Annotated in this window: 17 protein-coding genes; 6 read left to right on the top strand and 11 right to left on the bottom strand. The window is 50.2% G+C overall.

Annotation, left to right across the window (positions count from 1 at the left end; all coding sequences use genetic code 11):
• Positions 1 to 42: 42 nt before the first annotated feature.
• The 6 genes from QA596_03065 to lysA form a co-directional block, all read right to left on the bottom strand.
• A complete protein-coding gene (locus QA596_03065) occupies positions 43 to 762 on the bottom strand; it encodes an RNA methyltransferase (GenBank protein MDG5766434.1) in 720 nt (239 codons plus the stop codon).
• A gap of 10 nt (positions 763 to 772) precedes the next feature.
• Positions 773 to 1,477: a response regulator transcription factor gene (locus QA596_03060; protein MDG5766433.1), complete on the bottom strand. Its 705-nt coding sequence runs from the start codon at positions 1,475 to 1,477 to the stop codon at positions 773 to 775.
• A 218-nt stretch (positions 1,478 to 1,695) separates the two neighbouring features.
• Positions 1,696 to 2,280, bottom strand: a complete 585-nt coding sequence (locus tag QA596_03055; protein ID MDG5766432.1) for a hypothetical protein — start codon at positions 2,278 to 2,280, stop codon at positions 1,696 to 1,698.
• A 13-nt stretch (positions 2,281 to 2,293) separates the two neighbouring features.
• Positions 2,294 to 3,520, bottom strand: coding sequence for an MFS transporter (locus QA596_03050; protein MDG5766431.1), 1,227 nt, complete (start codon positions 3,518 to 3,520; stop codon positions 2,294 to 2,296).
• 12 nt (positions 3,521 to 3,532) lie between these two features.
• Positions 3,533 to 4,552: a GntG family PLP-dependent aldolase gene (locus tag QA596_03045; GenBank protein MDG5766430.1), complete on the bottom strand. Its 1,020-nt coding sequence runs from the start codon at positions 4,550 to 4,552 to the stop codon at positions 3,533 to 3,535.
• A complete protein-coding gene (gene lysA, locus QA596_03040) occupies positions 4,545 to 5,798 on the bottom strand; it encodes a diaminopimelate decarboxylase (protein MDG5766429.1) in 1,254 nt (417 codons plus the stop codon). Before lysA ends, QA596_03045 begins: the two co-directional genes overlap by 8 nt.
• Positions 5,799 to 5,880: 82 nt before the next feature.
• On the opposite strand from lysA, the gene QA596_03035 reads away from it, so the two are divergent.
• The 4 genes from QA596_03035 to QA596_03020 all read left to right on the top strand — a co-directional run bounded on the left by QA596_03035 (position 5,881) and on the right by QA596_03020 (position 10,125).
• Entirely contained in the window at positions 5,881 to 8,277 is a 2,397-nt protein-coding gene (locus tag QA596_03035) for a penicillin acylase family protein (GenBank protein MDG5766428.1), read from the top strand.
• The gene (locus QA596_03030) at positions 8,274 to 9,059 is read left to right on the top strand and encodes a cytidine deaminase (protein MDG5766427.1); all 786 of its coding nucleotides are present in this window, start codon (positions 8,274 to 8,276) and stop codon (positions 9,057 to 9,059) included. The genes QA596_03035 and QA596_03030 overlap by 4 nt, the downstream gene beginning before the upstream one ends.
• 72 nt (positions 9,060 to 9,131) lie before the next feature.
• The gene (locus tag QA596_03025) at positions 9,132 to 9,773 is read left to right on the top strand and encodes a hypothetical protein (protein MDG5766426.1); all 642 of its coding nucleotides are present in this window, start codon (positions 9,132 to 9,134) and stop codon (positions 9,771 to 9,773) included.
• 178 nt (positions 9,774 to 9,951) lie between these two features.
• Entirely contained in the window at positions 9,952 to 10,125 is a 174-nt protein-coding gene (locus tag QA596_03020) for a histone H1 (GenBank protein MDG5766425.1), read from the top strand.
• Between the two features lie 76 nt (positions 10,126 to 10,201).
• On the opposite strand, the gene QA596_03015 is transcribed toward QA596_03020, so the two are convergent.
• Positions 10,202 to 11,281 (bottom strand): M42 family metallopeptidase, encoded by a 1,080-nt coding sequence (locus QA596_03015; protein MDG5766424.1) that lies wholly within the window; start codon positions 11,279 to 11,281, stop codon positions 10,202 to 10,204.
• Between the two features lie 325 nt (positions 11,282 to 11,606).
• Between QA596_03015 and QA596_03010 the strand changes: the two genes are divergently transcribed.
• Positions 11,607 to 12,857, top strand: a complete 1,251-nt coding sequence (locus tag QA596_03010) for an HD domain-containing protein (protein ID MDG5766423.1) — start codon at positions 11,607 to 11,609, stop codon at positions 12,855 to 12,857.
• Positions 12,854 to 13,780 carry a hypothetical protein gene (locus QA596_03005; protein MDG5766422.1) on the top strand — a complete coding sequence of 309 codons (927 nt, stop codon included), beginning with the start codon at positions 12,854 to 12,856 and terminating at the stop codon, positions 13,778 to 13,780. Before QA596_03010 ends, QA596_03005 begins: the two co-directional genes overlap by 4 nt.
• A gap of 121 nt (positions 13,781 to 13,901) precedes the next feature.
• On the opposite strand, the gene QA596_03000 is transcribed toward QA596_03005, so the two are convergent.
• The 4 genes from QA596_03000 to QA596_02985 form a co-directional block, all read right to left on the bottom strand.
• On the bottom strand, positions 13,902 to 15,677 hold the full coding sequence (locus QA596_03000) for a M1 family metallopeptidase (GenBank protein MDG5766421.1): 1,776 nt from the start codon (positions 15,675 to 15,677) through the stop codon (positions 13,902 to 13,904).
• Positions 15,678 to 15,804: 127 nt separating this feature from the next.
• Positions 15,805 to 16,353 (bottom strand): dihydrofolate reductase, encoded by a 549-nt coding sequence (locus QA596_02995; GenBank protein ID MDG5766420.1) that lies wholly within the window; start codon positions 16,351 to 16,353, stop codon positions 15,805 to 15,807.
• Between the two features lie 47 nt (positions 16,354 to 16,400).
• The gene (locus QA596_02990) at positions 16,401 to 17,249 is read right to left on the bottom strand and encodes a thymidylate synthase (protein MDG5766419.1); all 849 of its coding nucleotides are present in this window, start codon (positions 17,247 to 17,249) and stop codon (positions 16,401 to 16,403) included.
• 39 nt (positions 17,250 to 17,288) lie between these two features.
• Positions 17,289 to 18,365: a branched-chain amino acid aminotransferase gene (locus tag QA596_02985; protein ID MDG5766418.1), complete on the bottom strand. Its 1,077-nt coding sequence runs from the start codon at positions 18,363 to 18,365 to the stop codon at positions 17,289 to 17,291.
• Between the last annotated feature and the right edge of the window lie 24 nt (positions 18,366 to 18,389).

The following is an 18,389-nucleotide window of genomic DNA, read 5'->3' as shown; positions in this document are numbered from 1 at the left end:
TTCTTTATCACAAAACCGGCTGGTCCTAAAAAAGTGACCGGTTCAGGGCCGGTCTTCCTGCGGTTGCTGCTTTTCCAGAAACTTGCGATCCAGCGCATCCAGCTTCCGGATGGATTTCCGAATCCAATGCAGATACAGCGCCTCTTTCTCGCTTTCCGACAATGAGAAATCTTGCCCTTCGGCCGACATCACCCTGCGAAGCTGGTAGAGGCACAACGCGACGCACACGGATATGTTAAAGCTTTCGCTGAAGCCGAACATCGGGATATACAGCCATTCATCGGCATGGTCGATGGCATAGGGTGTGAGTCCCGCCTTCTCCGCGCCGAAAACCAGGGCTGTGGGTTGGTCGGGATAAAAATCCGGCAGTGAAATCTGGTGTTCATGAGGAGTGGTTGCCACAATCCGATATCCTTTCTCCCTCAGATGGCGATAGGCCCTTTCCGTATTGTTGACCTTATTGTCATTATAGCGGTTGACGGTGAGCCATTTGTCCGACCCAATGGTCACTCCCTTGTCCACATCGAATACATTCCTGTTTTCGATGACATGGACATCCTGAATACCGAATCCGTCACAACTCCGCAACACGGCAGAAGCATTCTGCGGCTGATAGATATCCTCCAGTACAACGGTAAAAAAACGGGTGCGTGACTCCAGTATGGATCGGAACAGTGTTTTTTTATGATCGCTCACGTACTCGGAAAAGAAAGCGATGGCTTCGGCAACCTGACTGGCGTTATCCGGTTTAAAATCGCTCATTCAGCATCGTTCAGGCCTGATCAGCGAAAGATTCGCACTGAAGCATAAAGCCTTTTTTCCGAATGGTCTGAATGTAATTTACGGGGGTAATTTCCTCAATCTTCTTCCTGAGGTAGCTGATATAGACATTCAGGAAGTTGGTGTTGGTATCGAAGTTGATATCCCACACATTATTGGTCAATTCGTCCTTATCAAGAATCCTGTTGGGATTCTTCAGGAAATAGGCCATCAGATTGAACTCGTTGTTGGTCAACAATACCTTTTTATCTTTCACATAGAAATCCCTGTTAACCAGATCGATTTTCAATTCCCCGCACTCAAAAATATTGCCGGTATCGTCCCGCTTTTGGACACGACGGATGATGGCGTCGATACGGGCCAGAAGCTCCTTGTTATCAAATGGCTTGGTCAGGTAATCATCGGCACCCGTATTCAATCCGGTGATTTTTGTATCCGTGTTCTGGTAGGCTGAAAGAATCAGGATGGGTGTATTCACATCACTGTCACGCAATGTCTTGCAAACGTCCATACCGCTTTTGTCCGGCAATCCCAGATCCAGAATGATCATGTCGAATTCTTCATTTAACGCGATATCTTCGCCTGATTGACCATTTTCGGCAATAGACACCTCATGCCCCTCTTTTTCTAATACGTGCTTGACCAGTGTACGTACAATCCGGTCGTCTTCAATGACAAGAATTTTCATTAAATCCATAGAGTTATCAATTGGGTTTCCGTAGGGTTATCCAGCCACAATCGACAGGGTTATAAGCCCTGATAGTATTCCATCCCGCATTTAATATTAGTAAAAACTAACATTAATAATAATAAATAGCACTATTTGCGTTTTTTTTTCGTGCTGTCTGGAAGCCTGCCATGCAAGAGTCTCGTACGAGCCCTATTTTCTTGTCAATCATTACGTTATCTAACAGGCTAATTGCTTTCAATCCACCGTGAGATCGTATTTACGGTATTTTTATTTATTTCCGCATCCTTGCCGGACAGTCCCAGGACACGTAAATGCCGGTATCTTTTTCTATCCTCCTCCATCCATGATTGATCCATGGATCCCTCAAAAAGTATCAGTTCATTAACATAATGCGGCCGTGTTGCGCAGAAATAGGAGACCTGTCTCCGTGAACGCTCCCATCCAACAAGAACAAGCCGGTTTCCCTGGATGTGGGGCAACAGGCCATCGATGACCTCCTGCATGAATTCCGAGACATGCTCACGGGCTGAGGTCACTGTAGCGTCGTCATCGGACTCGGGAATCCAGTGATAGCCCCTTTCCCCCTCAACGGGTGCTATTTCCGCGTATGGCGCCTGAAAAAGCAGATGATACCCGGGCAGATCCAGCAGAGGGTTTGCCTTTTCTTCAAGGCGGACCAGATTCAGCCCGTTCTCATGCAGGTAAACATACAGAGGCTGGGATGCGGCGTTCCCGGTGCGATACAGCCGATACGGAACTTCAACATGAAATGTCGCTTTGCCGGAGAGCAGTAATTCTTTCTCGTTCATACGTGCGATAATATTATGAAATGATATTACGGGCCTCACGATACATAAAGGATCCCAGAACCATTATGACGATCATCAGCCCCATGGAGCCCTGAATAATGGAGCCGAACGGGATTCCGGCGTCCAGCAGATGTCCGAATAAAATAGGACTAATTGCAGTACTAATCACCACAAACATGGATATCATGCTGCGAATGGTGCCCAGATTGGCGGTGCCATAGAGCTCGGCGTAGATGGATGTTTTAATGTTTGCGCCAAAGCCCTCCGACATCCCCGCCAGGAAGAGGTAGAGAAAAGGTGTGATACTGTGTGAAGAGAGGGTCAGTACAAGGAGTCCCGTAAAAAACGGTATCAGAAAGAAGGGAAACATGCGGCAAGCCCTGAAGCGGTCGACCATGGGTCCGCCGACTAGTGAGAAAATGGATTTTGCAGCTGCAAAAGCGATAAATGCTGAAGCGAGTATTTCTATTTCCCAGCCCTTGAATTCGGCAAGACGTGTCTGATACAGAAAAATTCCAGTGAGCAGAAACGGAGAAATCAGAATGCCTGGAAGAAAAAGATAAAAACGATAATCGCGGAGAACAGTCGACCGGCGCCAGTTGCTGCCTGGTTGGGAGGCTCCGTCGGCAAATCCTGTACTTTTCTTTTCAGCCGAGTCTTGAGGATTTCGGCCAAGGGTAAATATGATAATTGCGGGCAGAGCCAGTGCGATGAACAGGCTGATGGTGATCCATCCGAACCTCCACCCCGCTGCGGTAATCAGTGCCGTAATGGTGATGGGCAATATCGCTTCACCGAGTGTGTAACCGAGGCTGGAGATACTCAGCGCTTTGCCGCGCATGGTGATAAAATACCGTCCCATTGCTGTATGGGCCGTATGGCTGCTCAATCCCTGTCCGAACAGCCTGATGGCAAACAGCCCCAGAAACAGCATCCATATCCACAAGGAGAAAGCCAGGATCAGGGAAGCCAGTACCAGTCCGGCGGTTACCATGAAGGCGTACCTCTTCAGGGAAATGCGGTCGATTTTCGAGCCGATCCAGACCAGAGTGATGGCGCTGCTCATTGTCGCCGCCGAATACAGCGTCCCGAAAGAGGCATTGGACATTTCAAAAGCGGCAAGAAACCCGGGGACAAACAGGGAGACGAGAAATGTTTGTCCGAAGTTGGAGAAGAATGTAAAACTGAGACCAAAAAGAGGCAGCCGCCAGTAGGATCTGACGAATTGAAATAGGTTCACCTTAAAAAAGAGTTACAAACGGTATGATGTTACACTATCAATGACGGTTTCAAGGTCAGCATCGGAAACCTGGTGATGGAATGTGGCTCGAATTGTCTGCTTCCCGAAAGGAATCATGGCCACTCCGTGCTGGTGAAAGTGATCAAGAACGGCATCGACCGGTGCTTTGTCTACCTTGAACAACACGATATTTGTTTCGACATGTTCCGGCAGTATCTGGAAATATGGTGACGCAGACAGGGCGTGCGCAAGCGTTTTGGCCCGGCGATGGTCATGGGCCAGGTCGTTGAAATGGTGGTCAACAGCGTAGGATGCGGCGGCGGCCAGCATACCGGCCTGTCTCATGCCGCCACCGAGCAACTTGCGGTATCGTCGCGCCTTCTTAATTTCATCCCCGCTTCCCAGAAGCATGGAGCCGACCGGTGCCCCCAGTCCCTTGCTGAAGCAGACCGAAATAGTATCACACAGGGCGCCAAATTCTTCGAGTCTTGTGCCGGTAGCAACGGCCGCGTTCCAGATTCTTGCGCCATCCATGTGGAGTGCAAGGCTGTGCCTCCGGGTTGTCTCGTAAATGTCGCGCAGTGTCTGCAGCGGGTAGCAGGTTCCCCCTCCCATATTGGAGGTGTTTTCAACCGCAACCAGGCGGGTATGCGGATCCCAGTCGTTTTTGCTGCGTATGGCATCGGCTACACGCTCGGGATCCATTACTCCCCTGTTGCCAGGCAGTGTTCGCATCTGAACACCGGAAATGAGTCCGGCCGCCGCACCTTCCGAATTGAAAATGTGTGCGTGCTCATCGATAATCACCTCGTCTGCCGATTGGGTATGGACTTTGACCCCGAGTTGGTTCCCCATCGTCCCACTCGGAACAAACAGTCCCTCCTCCTTCCCAAACAAGCCGGCTACCTTCACTTCCAGGGCGTTTATGCCGGGATCTTCGCCAAATACATCGTCGCCAACCGGGGCCCGGTTCATCACATCCCACATGGGTTCCGTTGGCCTGGTTACGGTATCGCTTCTCAGATCAATCATTGTCGGTGGCGACTCCTGTGTCATTAAGAAACTCCCTGACGGTCTGGCGGGCCGACTTTCTGCTTCTGATGGTTTTATGGAATCCCTGTTCGGTGACCATTACTTCGGCGGGAAGTGCCCTGCGGTTGTAGCTGGAGGCCATGGTCATCCCATATGCACCGGCGTCCAGGATCGCCAGAATATCTCCGGTATTCGTTTCCGGGAGAGATCGCCCGGCCGCCAGAATATCTCCGCTTTCACAAATGTTGCCGGCGATATCATAAATATTTCGGGGCTCGTCGTCACCTGCTGAAATGTTTATCACTTCATGATAGGCATCATACAAGGCGGGCCGAAGCAGATGGTTGAATCCGGTGTTGGTGCCAAGAAACGTTTTCCGCCCCTGATCCTTGACCGTTGTCACTTCCGCAAGCAGTATTCCGGAGGCGCCGACGATCCACCTTCCAGGCTCAAAATAAAAACGCAGCGGTTTGCCGCTCTCCTCGAGATGTGTCCGGAACCGTTCGGAGGCCATTTCCGCAAACCGTTCGACGTCAAATTCGGGATCTCCGCTTCGGTACGGAATAGGAATGCCACCACCGAAATTCAGGAACTCAAGGTCCTTGAATTTTCCGGAAGCTTCCAGGAGAACATTCAACTCATAAATCAGGTTCTCCGGCTTTTGAATGCCGCTGCCAATGTGGGCATGCAGTCCCCTGATCGTGACCTTGTGCGATTCGGCCAGAGCGATTACCTCATCGATCAGATCCATTCTGATGCCGAACTTGCTGTCGATGTTACCGGTATCGACTTTCACGTGGTGACCATCTCCTATGTCCGGTTTCAGCCGTATGCTGCAGGATGTACCGGGCCATTGCTCGCAGAAGGCCTTCAGCCGATCGACCGATCCGATATTCAGGACGATACCCTCTTCGACCGCACCGTTCATTTCGGCTTCGGTCATATTGTTTTCGGTATAGAAGATATCCCCCGGGTCGGTCCCCAGTTCCAGGCACAATAATGCTTCCTCAAAACTGACGGTATCGAACCCCAGGCCTTCCTCTGCAATCACACGTACAATATGGGGATTATCGTTTGCCTTAACGGCATAAAGCCAGGAAACGGGTACATCAGAAAAAAGTCCGGTCAATTTTCGGCACTGGTCACGAATAGCCTTCTCGGAGTACACATAGGTGGGCGTCCCCCATTTTTTAGCGATCGCGGTCAATCGGTCGGGGTCAACAGGAAGTAGATTCGGGGAGTGCATTTGATGGAATGCTTGTGATAAAGAATTTGTAATTTGTGCCTAATTTTCAACAGCCCCAAAATTACACATATTTTCCTGTTTCATGAAATCAGCAGTAAAGATACTTCTCCTTTTTCTGCTACTCATTGTGGTGCTTGCCGGCCTATCTATTTACTGGACATGGTTTCAGCTGATACCATCCCTGGATAAAACCGTGCGGATTGACGGCCTGGAAGAGGAGGTCACGGTGATCTGGGATGAGTTTCAGATTCCCCATATTACCGCCGGCAGCGAATCAGACGCCTATGCCGTTATGGGATATCTGCATGCTCGTGACCGCCTTTGGCAGATGAACCGTCAACTCTACAAGCTGGAAGGCCTGCATACACAGATGATCGACAGAAATCTGCTGGATCTGGACCGGTTTTATCTGACAATGAATTTCGGCGCTGTAGCCAGGGATCAGTTCCGGGAATTGCCGGAAAGAGATCAGCGACTACTGGCCGCTTACGCCATGGGGATTAATGCCTTTATTGATAATAACGAAAAAAGGCTTCCGCTGGAATTCACACTCAGCAATACCATACCGCTTTCCTGGGAACCCTGGCACGCTATTGGGGTGCAATTGCTTTGGAGCTGGGAGCAGCAGCAGGCTTTTTGGACAAAACCGGCGTTGTTTCATCTGAACGGATACGAAGACGATGACATCATCCGGCTGCTTACGACGCTTGAGGCTCCCACGGACCAGCATTTTGACAGAGGCATACCGACTGCCGACTCTTCGGCCATAGCGAATCTGACGGACGACTGGCTTGCGTTTGCCCGAACGTCCCGTTCCGCCCAAGATCGATATTCAGGAACGGGATTTGCCATGTCAACCCAATCCCCCGAGCCATTTTCGGTACTCAAGGTACATCACGAATCGGCCCTGCAACTTCCCGATCAGGGGTATGAGATGATTGTGGAGGTCCAGGACCGGATCAGGGCCGGAATAACAATTCCAGGATTCCCGGTTATGCTGACCGGGCAAAATGAATCTGTCTCCTGGGCGCTTATGCCCTTGCCGGCCGATGACGGATATTTTTTTTCCGGAAGTCTGTTCGAGGAGCCTGTGGATGGGCCGGTTGACTGGAAGACCGATATTCAGTATGAAGAGCTTCTATCGGATGATGTACAGGCGAATCGTCGCATATTGACTTTTCAGGACGGTTCGGAGTATCAGTTGGTCACGTTTTCAGCGAAAAACCGTCCGGTTGTGGCGCACTCCGTCCCGGATAACCGCTACCTTGCCTTTGACTGGACCGGCTTTGATACTTTTGCCGATTTTGGAGCGTATCATGATCTTGCCCTGACGCGCACGTTATCCGATCTCGAGGCTGTCGCTCGCCGGATTCATCATCCGGCAGTTCAAATTCTGGCAACGGATAAAAAGGAAGCGGGGCTTTTCCCTGCTGGCAATATATTCAGCATAGAAACTCCGTTTGCCATTCACGACGGCACCATACCGGCTGATGTCGAAAATGCTTCATCGCTTTTTCCGTCAACAGTCAGAGGTGACGGCCGCCCTGTTTTTTTTCTGGAGTCATGGAGAGATGTTCCGGCTGTCTCCAACAACTTATTCTTCAAGCCGTGGGATCGTGCCGATCGGTATCTTGAGCTATTCAGTGACGCTCCATTTTCCCGTCTGCCGGAGCTGATAACCGATACCTGGATTCAGGACGTTTACTCGCCATTTGCCGCATCATTGGCCTCTTCGCTTGTCAGCAGCCTGGAATCCGTCCAGGAAGGCGACACTATCGTCGCAATGGCCCTGCCCTATCTTCAAAACTGGAACCATGAGTACCGGGCCAACGAGACAGCAGCAACGCTATTCGAGGTCTTTCTGGGAAAAAGCGCTCAATTGCTTTACCGGAATTATATGGATCATGACCGGTATGCGGCGCTCTATACCAGTTCGGATATCCCTATTTCCGCCGTATCCCTGCTATTGCAAGAGCCGGAACACTGGCCGGCTTCACACTCCATGACATACAGCGACTGGATTCATACATCCATGAAAGAGGCCGTCCGTTATCTGATTTCAACATATGGGGAAGAGCCCCATGCCTGGCAATGGAACCCGGTTGTGAGTCCCTCAATTATGCCGGTGTTATTTGATGCCACGACAAAGCGAAGTTTTCCTGCACGAGCCGCTGCGCGCAGCCTTTTCAAAACAAATGAGCTCCACGTCTCAGGAGCTCCACATACGATTCACGCGAGTCATACGAAAGCCAACGAAGAACTCAGGTTGACCGGCACCAGCACACTGAAACGGATCATGAAGAACACTCCCCACAAGGAATTCCATGGTATTCTCAGTACCGGACAATCCGGGAATGTCTTTTCAGATCACTTTGACGATCAGAATCCGTTGTGGCAAAATGGAAACATGCGACATGTCCGGATCCCTGATGTACGTTCGCAGCAACCGGGGCAGCACGATCAATTGTTTATCCCATGAAACCTTTTTTTTGGAACACACTCAGGCAGCGATGCCATATTCCCCATTCCGACAGAAACGAAGTCTGCCTGGTAGAAGGCCGTAACGGCAGGTTGTATCCGGGCGTACGGGTTGAGAATATTTCCTATCCCCTGTCGGTGGATGCTGTTCAGGCGGCCATTTTCTCCTGTCTCAGCGAAGGTGATACGCCAAAAAAGCTTTTAATACCGGAAAGCGGCACTGATTCCATTCATGGCGAAGAACGATCAGAGGAAAAATATGGCATGAAGTATCCGGATCAGTGGAACAGGGCCTGGATTGAGTGGTATCGCCTTGATGTCTCCACTCATCCCGAAAGGGAACCACTGGACGGCGAACGGTTGTTTGTTACCACTGAAAACAGTATCAGTGCCGGGCGATTGAAAAAGTTGACAAGTCACTGCGTTATTCCGCACTCGGATTTTCCGGTCACGGCTCTTTTGCTGACCGACATCGGCGTTTTCTCCGGTGTTAACATTGAAGTGCCGGATTGGCAGAAGGGACTGTGTGCCGAGCGGGTCGCTCTGGCAAAAGCAATCTCCTGCGGTGCAACGAAGTTTCAGGAGATTCATGTTTATGCACCAATGGGAGATTATGTAAGCCCGTGCGGTGCCTGCCGGCAAGTTATGGCCGAACACATGAACCATGGTCAGGTTACGCTCTATAATGCAGATATGGACATCACAATCCTGAAGGTGGGAGATTTGCTTCCATATCAGTTCATGGCATCTGGCCTGAAAAAATCATCCCTGAAGAACGAATAAAACAACTATAGACAAATCCGAAAGTCTGCAAATCGATACAGGGAATATCACCCGAAAGCGTTTCAATTCCACATGAACTATATCGCTATCCTGGATCACGACCACCTTGACCACTCCTTCTTCATGAAGACATTTGCGGAGGCCATGTCCATGCAGAGAGGATGCAGCGGCATCATACTTCATGGTGACAGTCCCTATACCGATCGTCTGATCCAGACCGGCATGACACGTCAGGATGCGCGAATCCGAAGCACACGTGACCTCAATCACCGCATTATTGCACTGCTGGCCGACAGCGGTATTTCAGCCGTCGGGGTCAATGGCTTTCAGAAAAACCTGATCACCCGGAGTGAAAACAACATCAATGTCGATACAGCGTGGTTTTCTCTGCGCCCTCCCGGAACACATCTGGTGTTATCCAACCTGGTTCGGGATTCGTTCTCCGGAGAGATCCTCGACATACCGCTCTCACGGCTGGCAGACCTGCTTCGGGAAGCACTCAATTATGAGCATGTCATAGTGTTTCCCGCCGAGGAAACAGGTGGCGTTATACTTGGACAGAGCCGAGAAAATGAACCTGATTCTGCCGGGGATTCTGTAACAAAGGGATGGAGCCCGCCTTACGATTTGCTTCCACCACCTGCATCCGGCTTCTTCTGCACCCTTCAAGGTTTTGCCAAACTGCCGGATACTTCCAAATTAACAGCACTTTAGCGCCATGCTGTTGAATTATAAGCCAATCCATCATTTAAAAACAGAAAAAATGTTTTTTTTGATGGAATTAGCGTAATTCCTGCTTGACATCTTGGATTGCTTATAATTAGCTTGATGCAAATGAAGACAACCCGTCTTCCACATTTCAGAAATAAATTATAAACAAACGGAGTTATTCATGAACAGATTCAGCGAAGTCAAATCTTTGATTGATGATTTAGAGGTGGATATGGAAAAATTTTACAGCAAGAATAACAAGACTGCTGGTACTCGTGCTCGTAAAACACTCCAGGATCTCAAGAAGCTTGCTCAGGATATCCGAATTGATATTCAGGACAAAAAGAAAGACTGAGACCAGTTGCTTTTTCTGAAAAAAGCCATTTCGAGCAATCGATTTGGCTTTTTTTTATGGTCTGATGCATGCGGATTTATCCATCGAATATGCCAAACCGTTGATTTGGGGTCATGCCGATTACGGTTTCTGTCATCAGTTCCGCCAGGTCCAGCACATCATTTTTAGAAGCGGTTTCAACCGGACTGTGCATGTATCTGAGAGGAAGGGAAATTAGTCCGCTGGGCACTCCTTTTTTCTGATAAAATATACTGTCGGTGTCGGTTCCCGTTCTTGAGCCGGCGGCTTCGCGCTGCAAATCAATGCCCGCTTTATCCGCGGCCTTCTCGATACATGCCAATACTTTGGCGTGGTTTGCCCCTCCATGGGTGATAACGGGTCCGCTTCCCAGTTTGATCAATCCGTGCTCCTTATGGCTGATTACTGGCGTATCAGTGGCGTGTGTCACATCGGTAACAATGGCGACATCCGGTTCATAGCGATACGTCATCATCCGCGCTCCGAAGCCACCCACCTCTTCCTGAACGGCATTCAGCGCGATCACATTCACCTGCAACTCTTGTTTGCGCTCTCTGAGGTTTTCCATCACTTTTGCGAGTACGAAACCGCCAATCCGGTTGTCAAGCGCCCTGCCCACAATGATATCATCGGAAAGAAACTCAAACTGCTCGGCCAATGTGACGGGATCGCCCACTTGAACCATGGACAAGGCCTCCTCCCTGTTACCAGCGCCGATATCGACAAAAAGATCGCTCCATTTGGGAGCCTTGTTATTGGCACGATCCTGCAGGTGAATGGCAGTATGGCCGATTATGCCGCTCACTATCCCGTCGCGACTGTGGATGTACACCTTGCGGGCACGTGCAATCGCAGGATCACTCCCACCGACTTTGTTGACATATAGAAAACCGGAATCGTCAATATGCTGAATAATCATACCTATTTCATCGCAATGGGCTTCTATCATAACTGTTATGGCGTTATCATCCACGTCCAGGTGAGCCGCCGCAGATCCATAGACGTCGGCCTCAATTCGGTCGGCTACCGGCCGGAGATAGTCCATCCATACTTGTTGCCCCGCTTTTTCAAAGCCGGCCGGACTCGGAGTGACCAGTAATTGTTCCAGGAAGGATTCTGTTTTCTTGTCAAATGCCATGGTAAACAGTGTGATTAAGTACTATTGTCGATGGTAACGAATTGCAGGACGCCAAACAGCCGCTCCGTTTTTTTTAACGGAAACTGATGAACCGAAGGTCACGAAGTGCTATGATCATGACCGGGCCGGGATCAGGACCCACAGGCGCATGATTAAAACCGGTCATGTCATTCTATCTGACATTATAAATCAAAAATTTCAAACATATGAAATAACACAAAAAGAAAGAATTCATATTTATTTATTTATTTTCTACATGCAGGGCCATTAAGACAGCAACTGTCTGTCGCAAGAGAATCTGCTATTGCAACATCATCCTGTATACATGGACAAATCCACCCAATACAAAATATTTACCGATCCTGTTCACGGTTTTATCAGTGTGCCCAAGGGCATGGTGCTTCAACTGCTGGATCACCCCTATGTCCAGCGTCTTCGAAGAATCCGGCAGCTGGGTTTGGCCAATACTGTTTTTCCGGGTGCCGAGCATTCCCGTTTTTCGCATGCCCTGGGGGCGCTCGGATTGATGCAGCGGGTGCTCCATCACCTGAGTGAAAGGGATACCACCATTACGCATCATGAGTTTGAAAGTACGCTGGCTGCCATCCTGCTCCACGATATTGGCCACGGCCCGTTTTCGCATACCCTCGAGAACAGCATCATAAAAAAGGTGCATCACGAGAAACTGACACTGCTGATGATGGAGGAGCTTAACCGTGAGTATGACTGTCGTCTCGACACCGCCATCAGCATCTTTACCAATCAGTATCCCAAAAAATTTCTGCATCAGCTGATCTCTTCCCAACTCGATATCGACCGGCTTGATTACCTCCGGCGCGACAGTATGTTTGCCGGTGTTCACGAAGGATCGATCGGGATCGACCGCATCATCAGGACAATGCGTGTGCATCAGGGCAATATTGTTATTGATAAAAAAGGCATTTACGCGGTGGAAAACTATATTGTCGCCAGAAGACTCATGTACATGCAGGTGTATCTGCATAAAACGGTTCTGGCCGGCGACAAGCTGCTGATGGCCATCCTCACGCGCGCACGACGGCTTTATGCGAAGAACTCCGGTTTCCCGATTTACTCACCATCGCTGAAGTATTTCTTCGGGCTAAAACCACAGGGCACCGGGAAGGTGAGCCGGAAAATGCTCGACGCGTTTGTGAATCTGGACGACAACGACATCCTCATTAATTTGAAATACTGGCAGCATTCGGACTGCCCGGTGCTGTCCGACCTTTGCCGGAGATTTCTGAACCGCCGCTATTTCCGGACTACCTTCCTCGACAGGAAACCGGGAGAGCATCAGATTCGGCAGTGGGAAGAAAAAACTGCTGATGCGCTGACGAAAATGGGAATTCCTGACGCGGAATCGTTTGTCAATGACTACCTTTTTTACGATTATAGCCAGAGCGAAGCATATACCTTTAACAGTGATGGTATCTGGATTCTTCAGGATAATATCGCGGTGGAGTTCTCCAAAGCCTCCGACAGCCGCCATATCACAGCACTGACCAGGCCTGTGATCAAGCATTTTGCAGTACATCTTAAAGAGGTCTCGATTTGACTACATACATCCTCAATCGGCTCAGGGTAATCACATGGATGCTTTTGCCGGGCTTCCTTCTGGTATCCGCACTCAATTCGGCACATGCTGCCGACCCGTTGCCCCCTGTCGATACAACCGGTGCCTACCTGTTCCCGTATATCGAGTACTGTGACGGGCCGACCACAGTTTTGATTAACAGTGAACCACTGGACCTGTGGATGGATCATCTGTTGCAACCCGGTGATGAGCTGGAGACCGTTAGCGGTCAGTTTGTCGTTTTACGCTTTGGAAAACAGGAGCACATTATCATCCACCCGCTCTCCAGAGTGCGTTTTGCTGAAGACGGCACGCAGTTGACTTTACTGGATGCGGAAATCCATGTACTCAACGCCTCAGGAACCAGCCTTCTTTCCGGAGGTGTTATCTGCTTTGATACCAAGGTATTTCATGATTCAACCGGAGAGGCTTTCGAGTATGGATTGATGTGCCGGGGGGAGGCGGGCATAGCCCTGACCGGTCAGAAAGGTGACATCGTTTTTGACACGCCCTCAGAACGTCATTTAGTCCATGAGGGAACAGCTATTGTCGGTCGTTCCGAATCCACCCGATTCATGGATGTGCCGCAACCGGACAAACCCCAGATTCTGGACACGGTCAACATCAAAAACCGTCTCGCCAACGACAGTCGGACCGGAATTCATCTAAGCTGGAAGCCGGTCCCCATGAGTGATCATTACCTCGTTCACATCTATTCACCCCAGGAAGAGCAGGTGAGTCACAGATTTCGCATCCGCAAGGATAACACATTCAGCTCCGAGGATCTGCCCCCCGGTTCTTACAAACTGAGGATTATGACCGTTGATTTTTACGGGGTCTCGGGAAACTGGTCGGATCCGTATTCGTTCCACATTCTGCCTGCAGACGACCTGCCGCAAGATTAGGCTTTCTGCACGTACCGTGTGTTACGTTCGAGCAAACACCGGAGAATGACGCTTTGACCGATTTAACTTTGACGAGCCGCTTAGCGTCATAAACAGCGGTTTTTCCACGAACGTATGTCGATTACCGGTCAAACATGTCGCTCCTCAAAACCTTGCCGTCAGGATCAATCCTGAGCTGTGAACGGTCAAAAATTTTGACCTCCTTGTCCTTTTCGGGGATTATCACTCTTAGCTCTTTACCGTCAAACACCTCAACCGGCATGGGAAAATAGATGTCGCCGGGTACGTTCCAGGAAAGGTACAGCACATCACCGTCCTGTCTCTTTTCCAGCTCGGGCAAATCTGCATGACGCAGATAAGTTTCAAAAAACCAGTCCAGTTCCCTTCCGCTGTTCTGCTCGGCGATGGCTATGAATTCGTCCGTATCGACCAGCCTTGAAGGCGGCCGGACTCCCGCTTTTTCCAGTTCCGGATCTGGATACAGCATTTGACGCAGTGATGTAAAAAAAGGCTCATCCCCGATCAATTTTCGAAGGGAATGGAGCACCCATGCTCCTTTCATGTAGATATCACGACCCTCGAACATCTCCCTGGTTGTTCTGGTTTCCACAGGCGCAATAGGCATGTTGTTGGAAATACGTTCATACAATCGCTGCATGAAATAGCGATATTGATCCTTCCCATGCAGCTCTTCCGCGTACAAGGGCTGCATGTAGGTAGCAAAACCCTCATGGATCCAGAAATCTTTCCAGTCGTAAACGGCAATCATGTTACCCCACCATTCGTGCGCCAATTCGTGATGGTGGAGGTCGTCGAAGCCGGAATCCGTTTCGAACACAACATCATCCCGGTACCCGGCTCCGTAAGCGATCAGTGTCTGATGTTCCATGCCCAGAAAAGGCGCTTCCGCTATACCATACTTTTCGCTTCGGAAGGGATACGGACCAAGAAGCCGCTCAAAAAACTCCATCTGATGGACCACCTGATCCATCAACTCCCGGGCCTTGCCAATGTTGGCCGGCAAAGTCCAGAAATAGATCGGGAACACCTCGCCCGTGATACTTTCAAAATCTCTGGAAACCAGGTCATAGGGCCCGATGTTCAAGGTAACGGCATAGCTGTTGATCGGAAGGTCTGTATGCCAGTGAAAAGTACTCGTAGTCGGGGTATAATGCTCCACAGATTGCAGCACTCCGTTTGAAAGAGCAGTCAGACCATCCGGAACCGTAACCTTCATGGATACCGATTCGGGCCTGTCTGATGGATGGTCCTTCACAGGCCACCAGATGTCGGCTCCGTTCATCTGACATGAGACACCGACCCATGTGATTCCCTCTTCGGTCTCGGCCCAGGTAAACCCTCCTTCCCACGGAGGATTTGGTGCCTGTCTCGGGCTGCCGGAATAGGTGATTTCGATATCAGCGACATCGCCCGGCTGCAGTTCTTCGGGTAATTGCGCAATCACCAGGCCCTGTTCATGTCGGAACTCCAAAGGCACGGGCTGAGTCTGCATCCTCACCCACATCACACGATGGGTTGCAAACACCGTATCCAGATGCGCAACAAACTTGTCTGTCGGTTCCAAAACAGAAATTCGGGTTATCACACTTCCGTAGATGCTTTTCTCCGAAGGATCCACATACAGGTCAATGTCATAGGATTGGACATCATAGCGCGATTGTTCCTCCAGAAGCACTCCGCCGGAATTGAGAATGGTGTTTTCGTACCGGCTTAGCGGCTGTGTGACCGGCACGTCCGCAAGGGCTTCGATAGTGACACCGACTCCTGATAGCAGCGTGAGTAAACAGACGACGACTGCCGTGCCGAAATACATTCGCAAGACCTGACGGGTTCTTTGCGTGAATGATCTGTTGTCCTGGGGATAACGTGCTCTCATGCCTGCAAGGGGTTAGTAATGAAAAGGTATTCCCCGCCCTATTTGAGCGGATTCGGGTCTAAAAGAGGCAAGTGACCGACCGTGCAGAATCTATTACCATGTGCAGTATCGGTAATTCACCAGCGCATTATTCCGAAACCCGGTCATAATCGACAAATGTCAGTTCATCCCGCTCCTCCCGAAAAACCTCTTTCCAGATACTTCCCAGTTGATTGCGATATTCAGGGAAAAAAACGTCACCCGGCCAGGTGTCGTGAATCAGGGTGATTTCAAGACGGTTGCAGAGCGGGAAAAATAGATTGTAGATTTCTGATCCTCCGATAATATAAATTTTTTGCTCATTCTCTGTTTTTGCGAGCACATCTGCAACGCTCCTGCAGGTTTCGACATTCTCATAGGATCGTGAGCGGCTCAGCACCAGATTTCTGCGTTTTGGAAGCGGCTTTTCTCCAATTTCCTCAAAAACGCCACGCCCCATTACTATGGTATGTCCTGTTGTCCGTTGCCTGAAGTGGGCCAGGTCTTCCGGAATATGCCAGGGGAGCGATCCGCCTTTGCCGATTACAAGATTGGGGTCGTGCGCGGCTATCATGCTGACAATCATCGCGAAGGGTGTGTGTTTGAATGGATGACAGTGAAGGGTAACAGCTTCCTTGTGCGAACTGCTTTCGAGCATACCAGCCGATGACTGGTACTTCCGGCAGGGGATTAACCCAGCCAGGGTCAAACCGCCACTTCAAAAGCGATTCGGGGATGAGGATCGTAGTTTTTCAGTTCGAAATCCTTAAAGGCAAGATTATCAAGCCTGTCGTTGTGGATGATCAGTTCGGGCAAGGGTTTTGGGGAACGTTCCAGCTGCAGTCGCAACCCTTCCACATGGTTTTCATAAATATGGGCATCCACAATGGTATGCGCAAACTCACCGGGCTGCAGTCCCACAATTTTTGCAATAAGCATTGTGAGCGCCGAATAACACGCCAGATTGAATGGGATGCCCAGGGCGATATCTCCCGAGCGCTGTGTAAGGTGGCAATTCAGGCGCCCTTCGGCAACGGAAAACACGAACATGACATGGCACGGCGGCAGTGCCATCTCCTTGAGCAATCCCGGATGCCAGGCACTCACAACAATTCTGCGGCTTTCCGGCTGCGTGCGAAGCATTTCAATTGCATTGCCGATCTGGTCGACTTCCTTGAGGGTATAGGTCTGTTTTTCAACAACCCCGGCGTTTCCTTCCATTTTGACCTGGCCGGCTTGAAAGGTAGGGAAACGGCGCCACATTACAGGGTATATGGGTCCGACATGTCCCTTCTCATCCGCCCAGGCATCCCAGATGTGGCAATCCATCTCGTCGCGAAGCCATCGAATATGGTCTTCTCCTCTCAAATACCACAACAGTTCGAGGATGACCGACCGGAAAGGCACTTTTTTTGTTGTGAGGAGTGGAAATCCATCGGCCAGATCCACTTTATAGAATTCCGCGAACGAAGAGATGGTGTCCACTCCGGTACGGTTCTTCTTGCGGACTCCCTTTTCGAGAACCCTGCTCACCAGATCAAGATAGGCCTTCATAAAGATGCGGTTTATGTGACAAACGAATTACTGATGACATCAGACGACAGTACACCAGGATTTTTTATCCTCAATTTCTCCATGCTGAATACCGGTAATCTGATCATAAAACCATTTTGCTACCGGCCCCATCTCTTCTGCGGAGGTGGATACGGTGATTTCATTGCCCTGGTGATGGATCATGCCGACGGGTGAAATTACGGCCGCGGTTCCGGAGCCGAAGATTTCCCTGAGTTTGCCGCTTTTACTGTGTTCCATCAGTTCGTCAATGGATACGGGGCGCTGCTCAATCTTCATTCCTTCGGATTGCGCCAGTTCCAGTACCGAGTCGCGGGTGACCCCGGGGAGGATGCTGCCGCTCAGAGCAGGTGTTACCAGGGTGTCGCCGATGACAAAAAAGATGTTCATGCTTCCCACTTCCTCAACGTACCTGTGTTCAATAGCATCAAGCCAGAGCACCTGCGTGTAGCCCATCTCCTGCGCTTTAAAGGTCGGCTCCAGGCTTGCCGCATAATTTCCGGGTACTTTGGCTTCGCCGACACCGCCCTTTACGGCGCGTACATATTCGGGCATGGTGGTCAGGCGGATGGGCTTGATCCCTTCGGCGTAGTAGTTGCCGACCGGGCTGCAGATAATGTGAAAGCGGAATGTTTTTGATGAACGCAAACCCAGCGTCTGGTCGGATGCGTAAACAATCGGCCGGATGTACAACGATTTGTATTTTGCTTTGGGTACCCATTCGCGCTCGAGATCGATCAGCGCCTTCAGGCCTTCCACAAAAGAATCGTGCGGAATCTCGGGTATGCAAACCCTTCTGCAGGATCGGTTAAACCGCTCGAAGTGGTTGTGAATCCTGAAGATATTGGCCCCGGTGTCCTGATAGCGATAAGCCTTCATCCCTTCAAACACAGCCTGGCCATAGTGAAACGTGGAGACGGCCGGATACATGGATACCGGTGCATATGGCTTGATTTTCGGCTGTTGCCACGCTCCGTTTTCATAGACCATTTCGAGCTGGTGGTCAGAGAACAGTTCCCCGAATATCAAATTGTCAAAGTCGGTTTGGGATATACGGGAATCCGTGACTTTATCGATCTCGATCTGAAATTTTGCCATGTATCTTTTCCGGATTTAATAGTT

The sequence above is a fragment of the Balneolales bacterium ANBcel1 genome, from assembly GCA_029688905.1.
Taxonomy (GTDB): Bacteria; Bacteroidota; Rhodothermia; order Balneolales; family Natronogracilivirgulaceae; genus SLLW01.
This window is presented reverse-complemented; position numbering and strand designations above follow the sequence as displayed.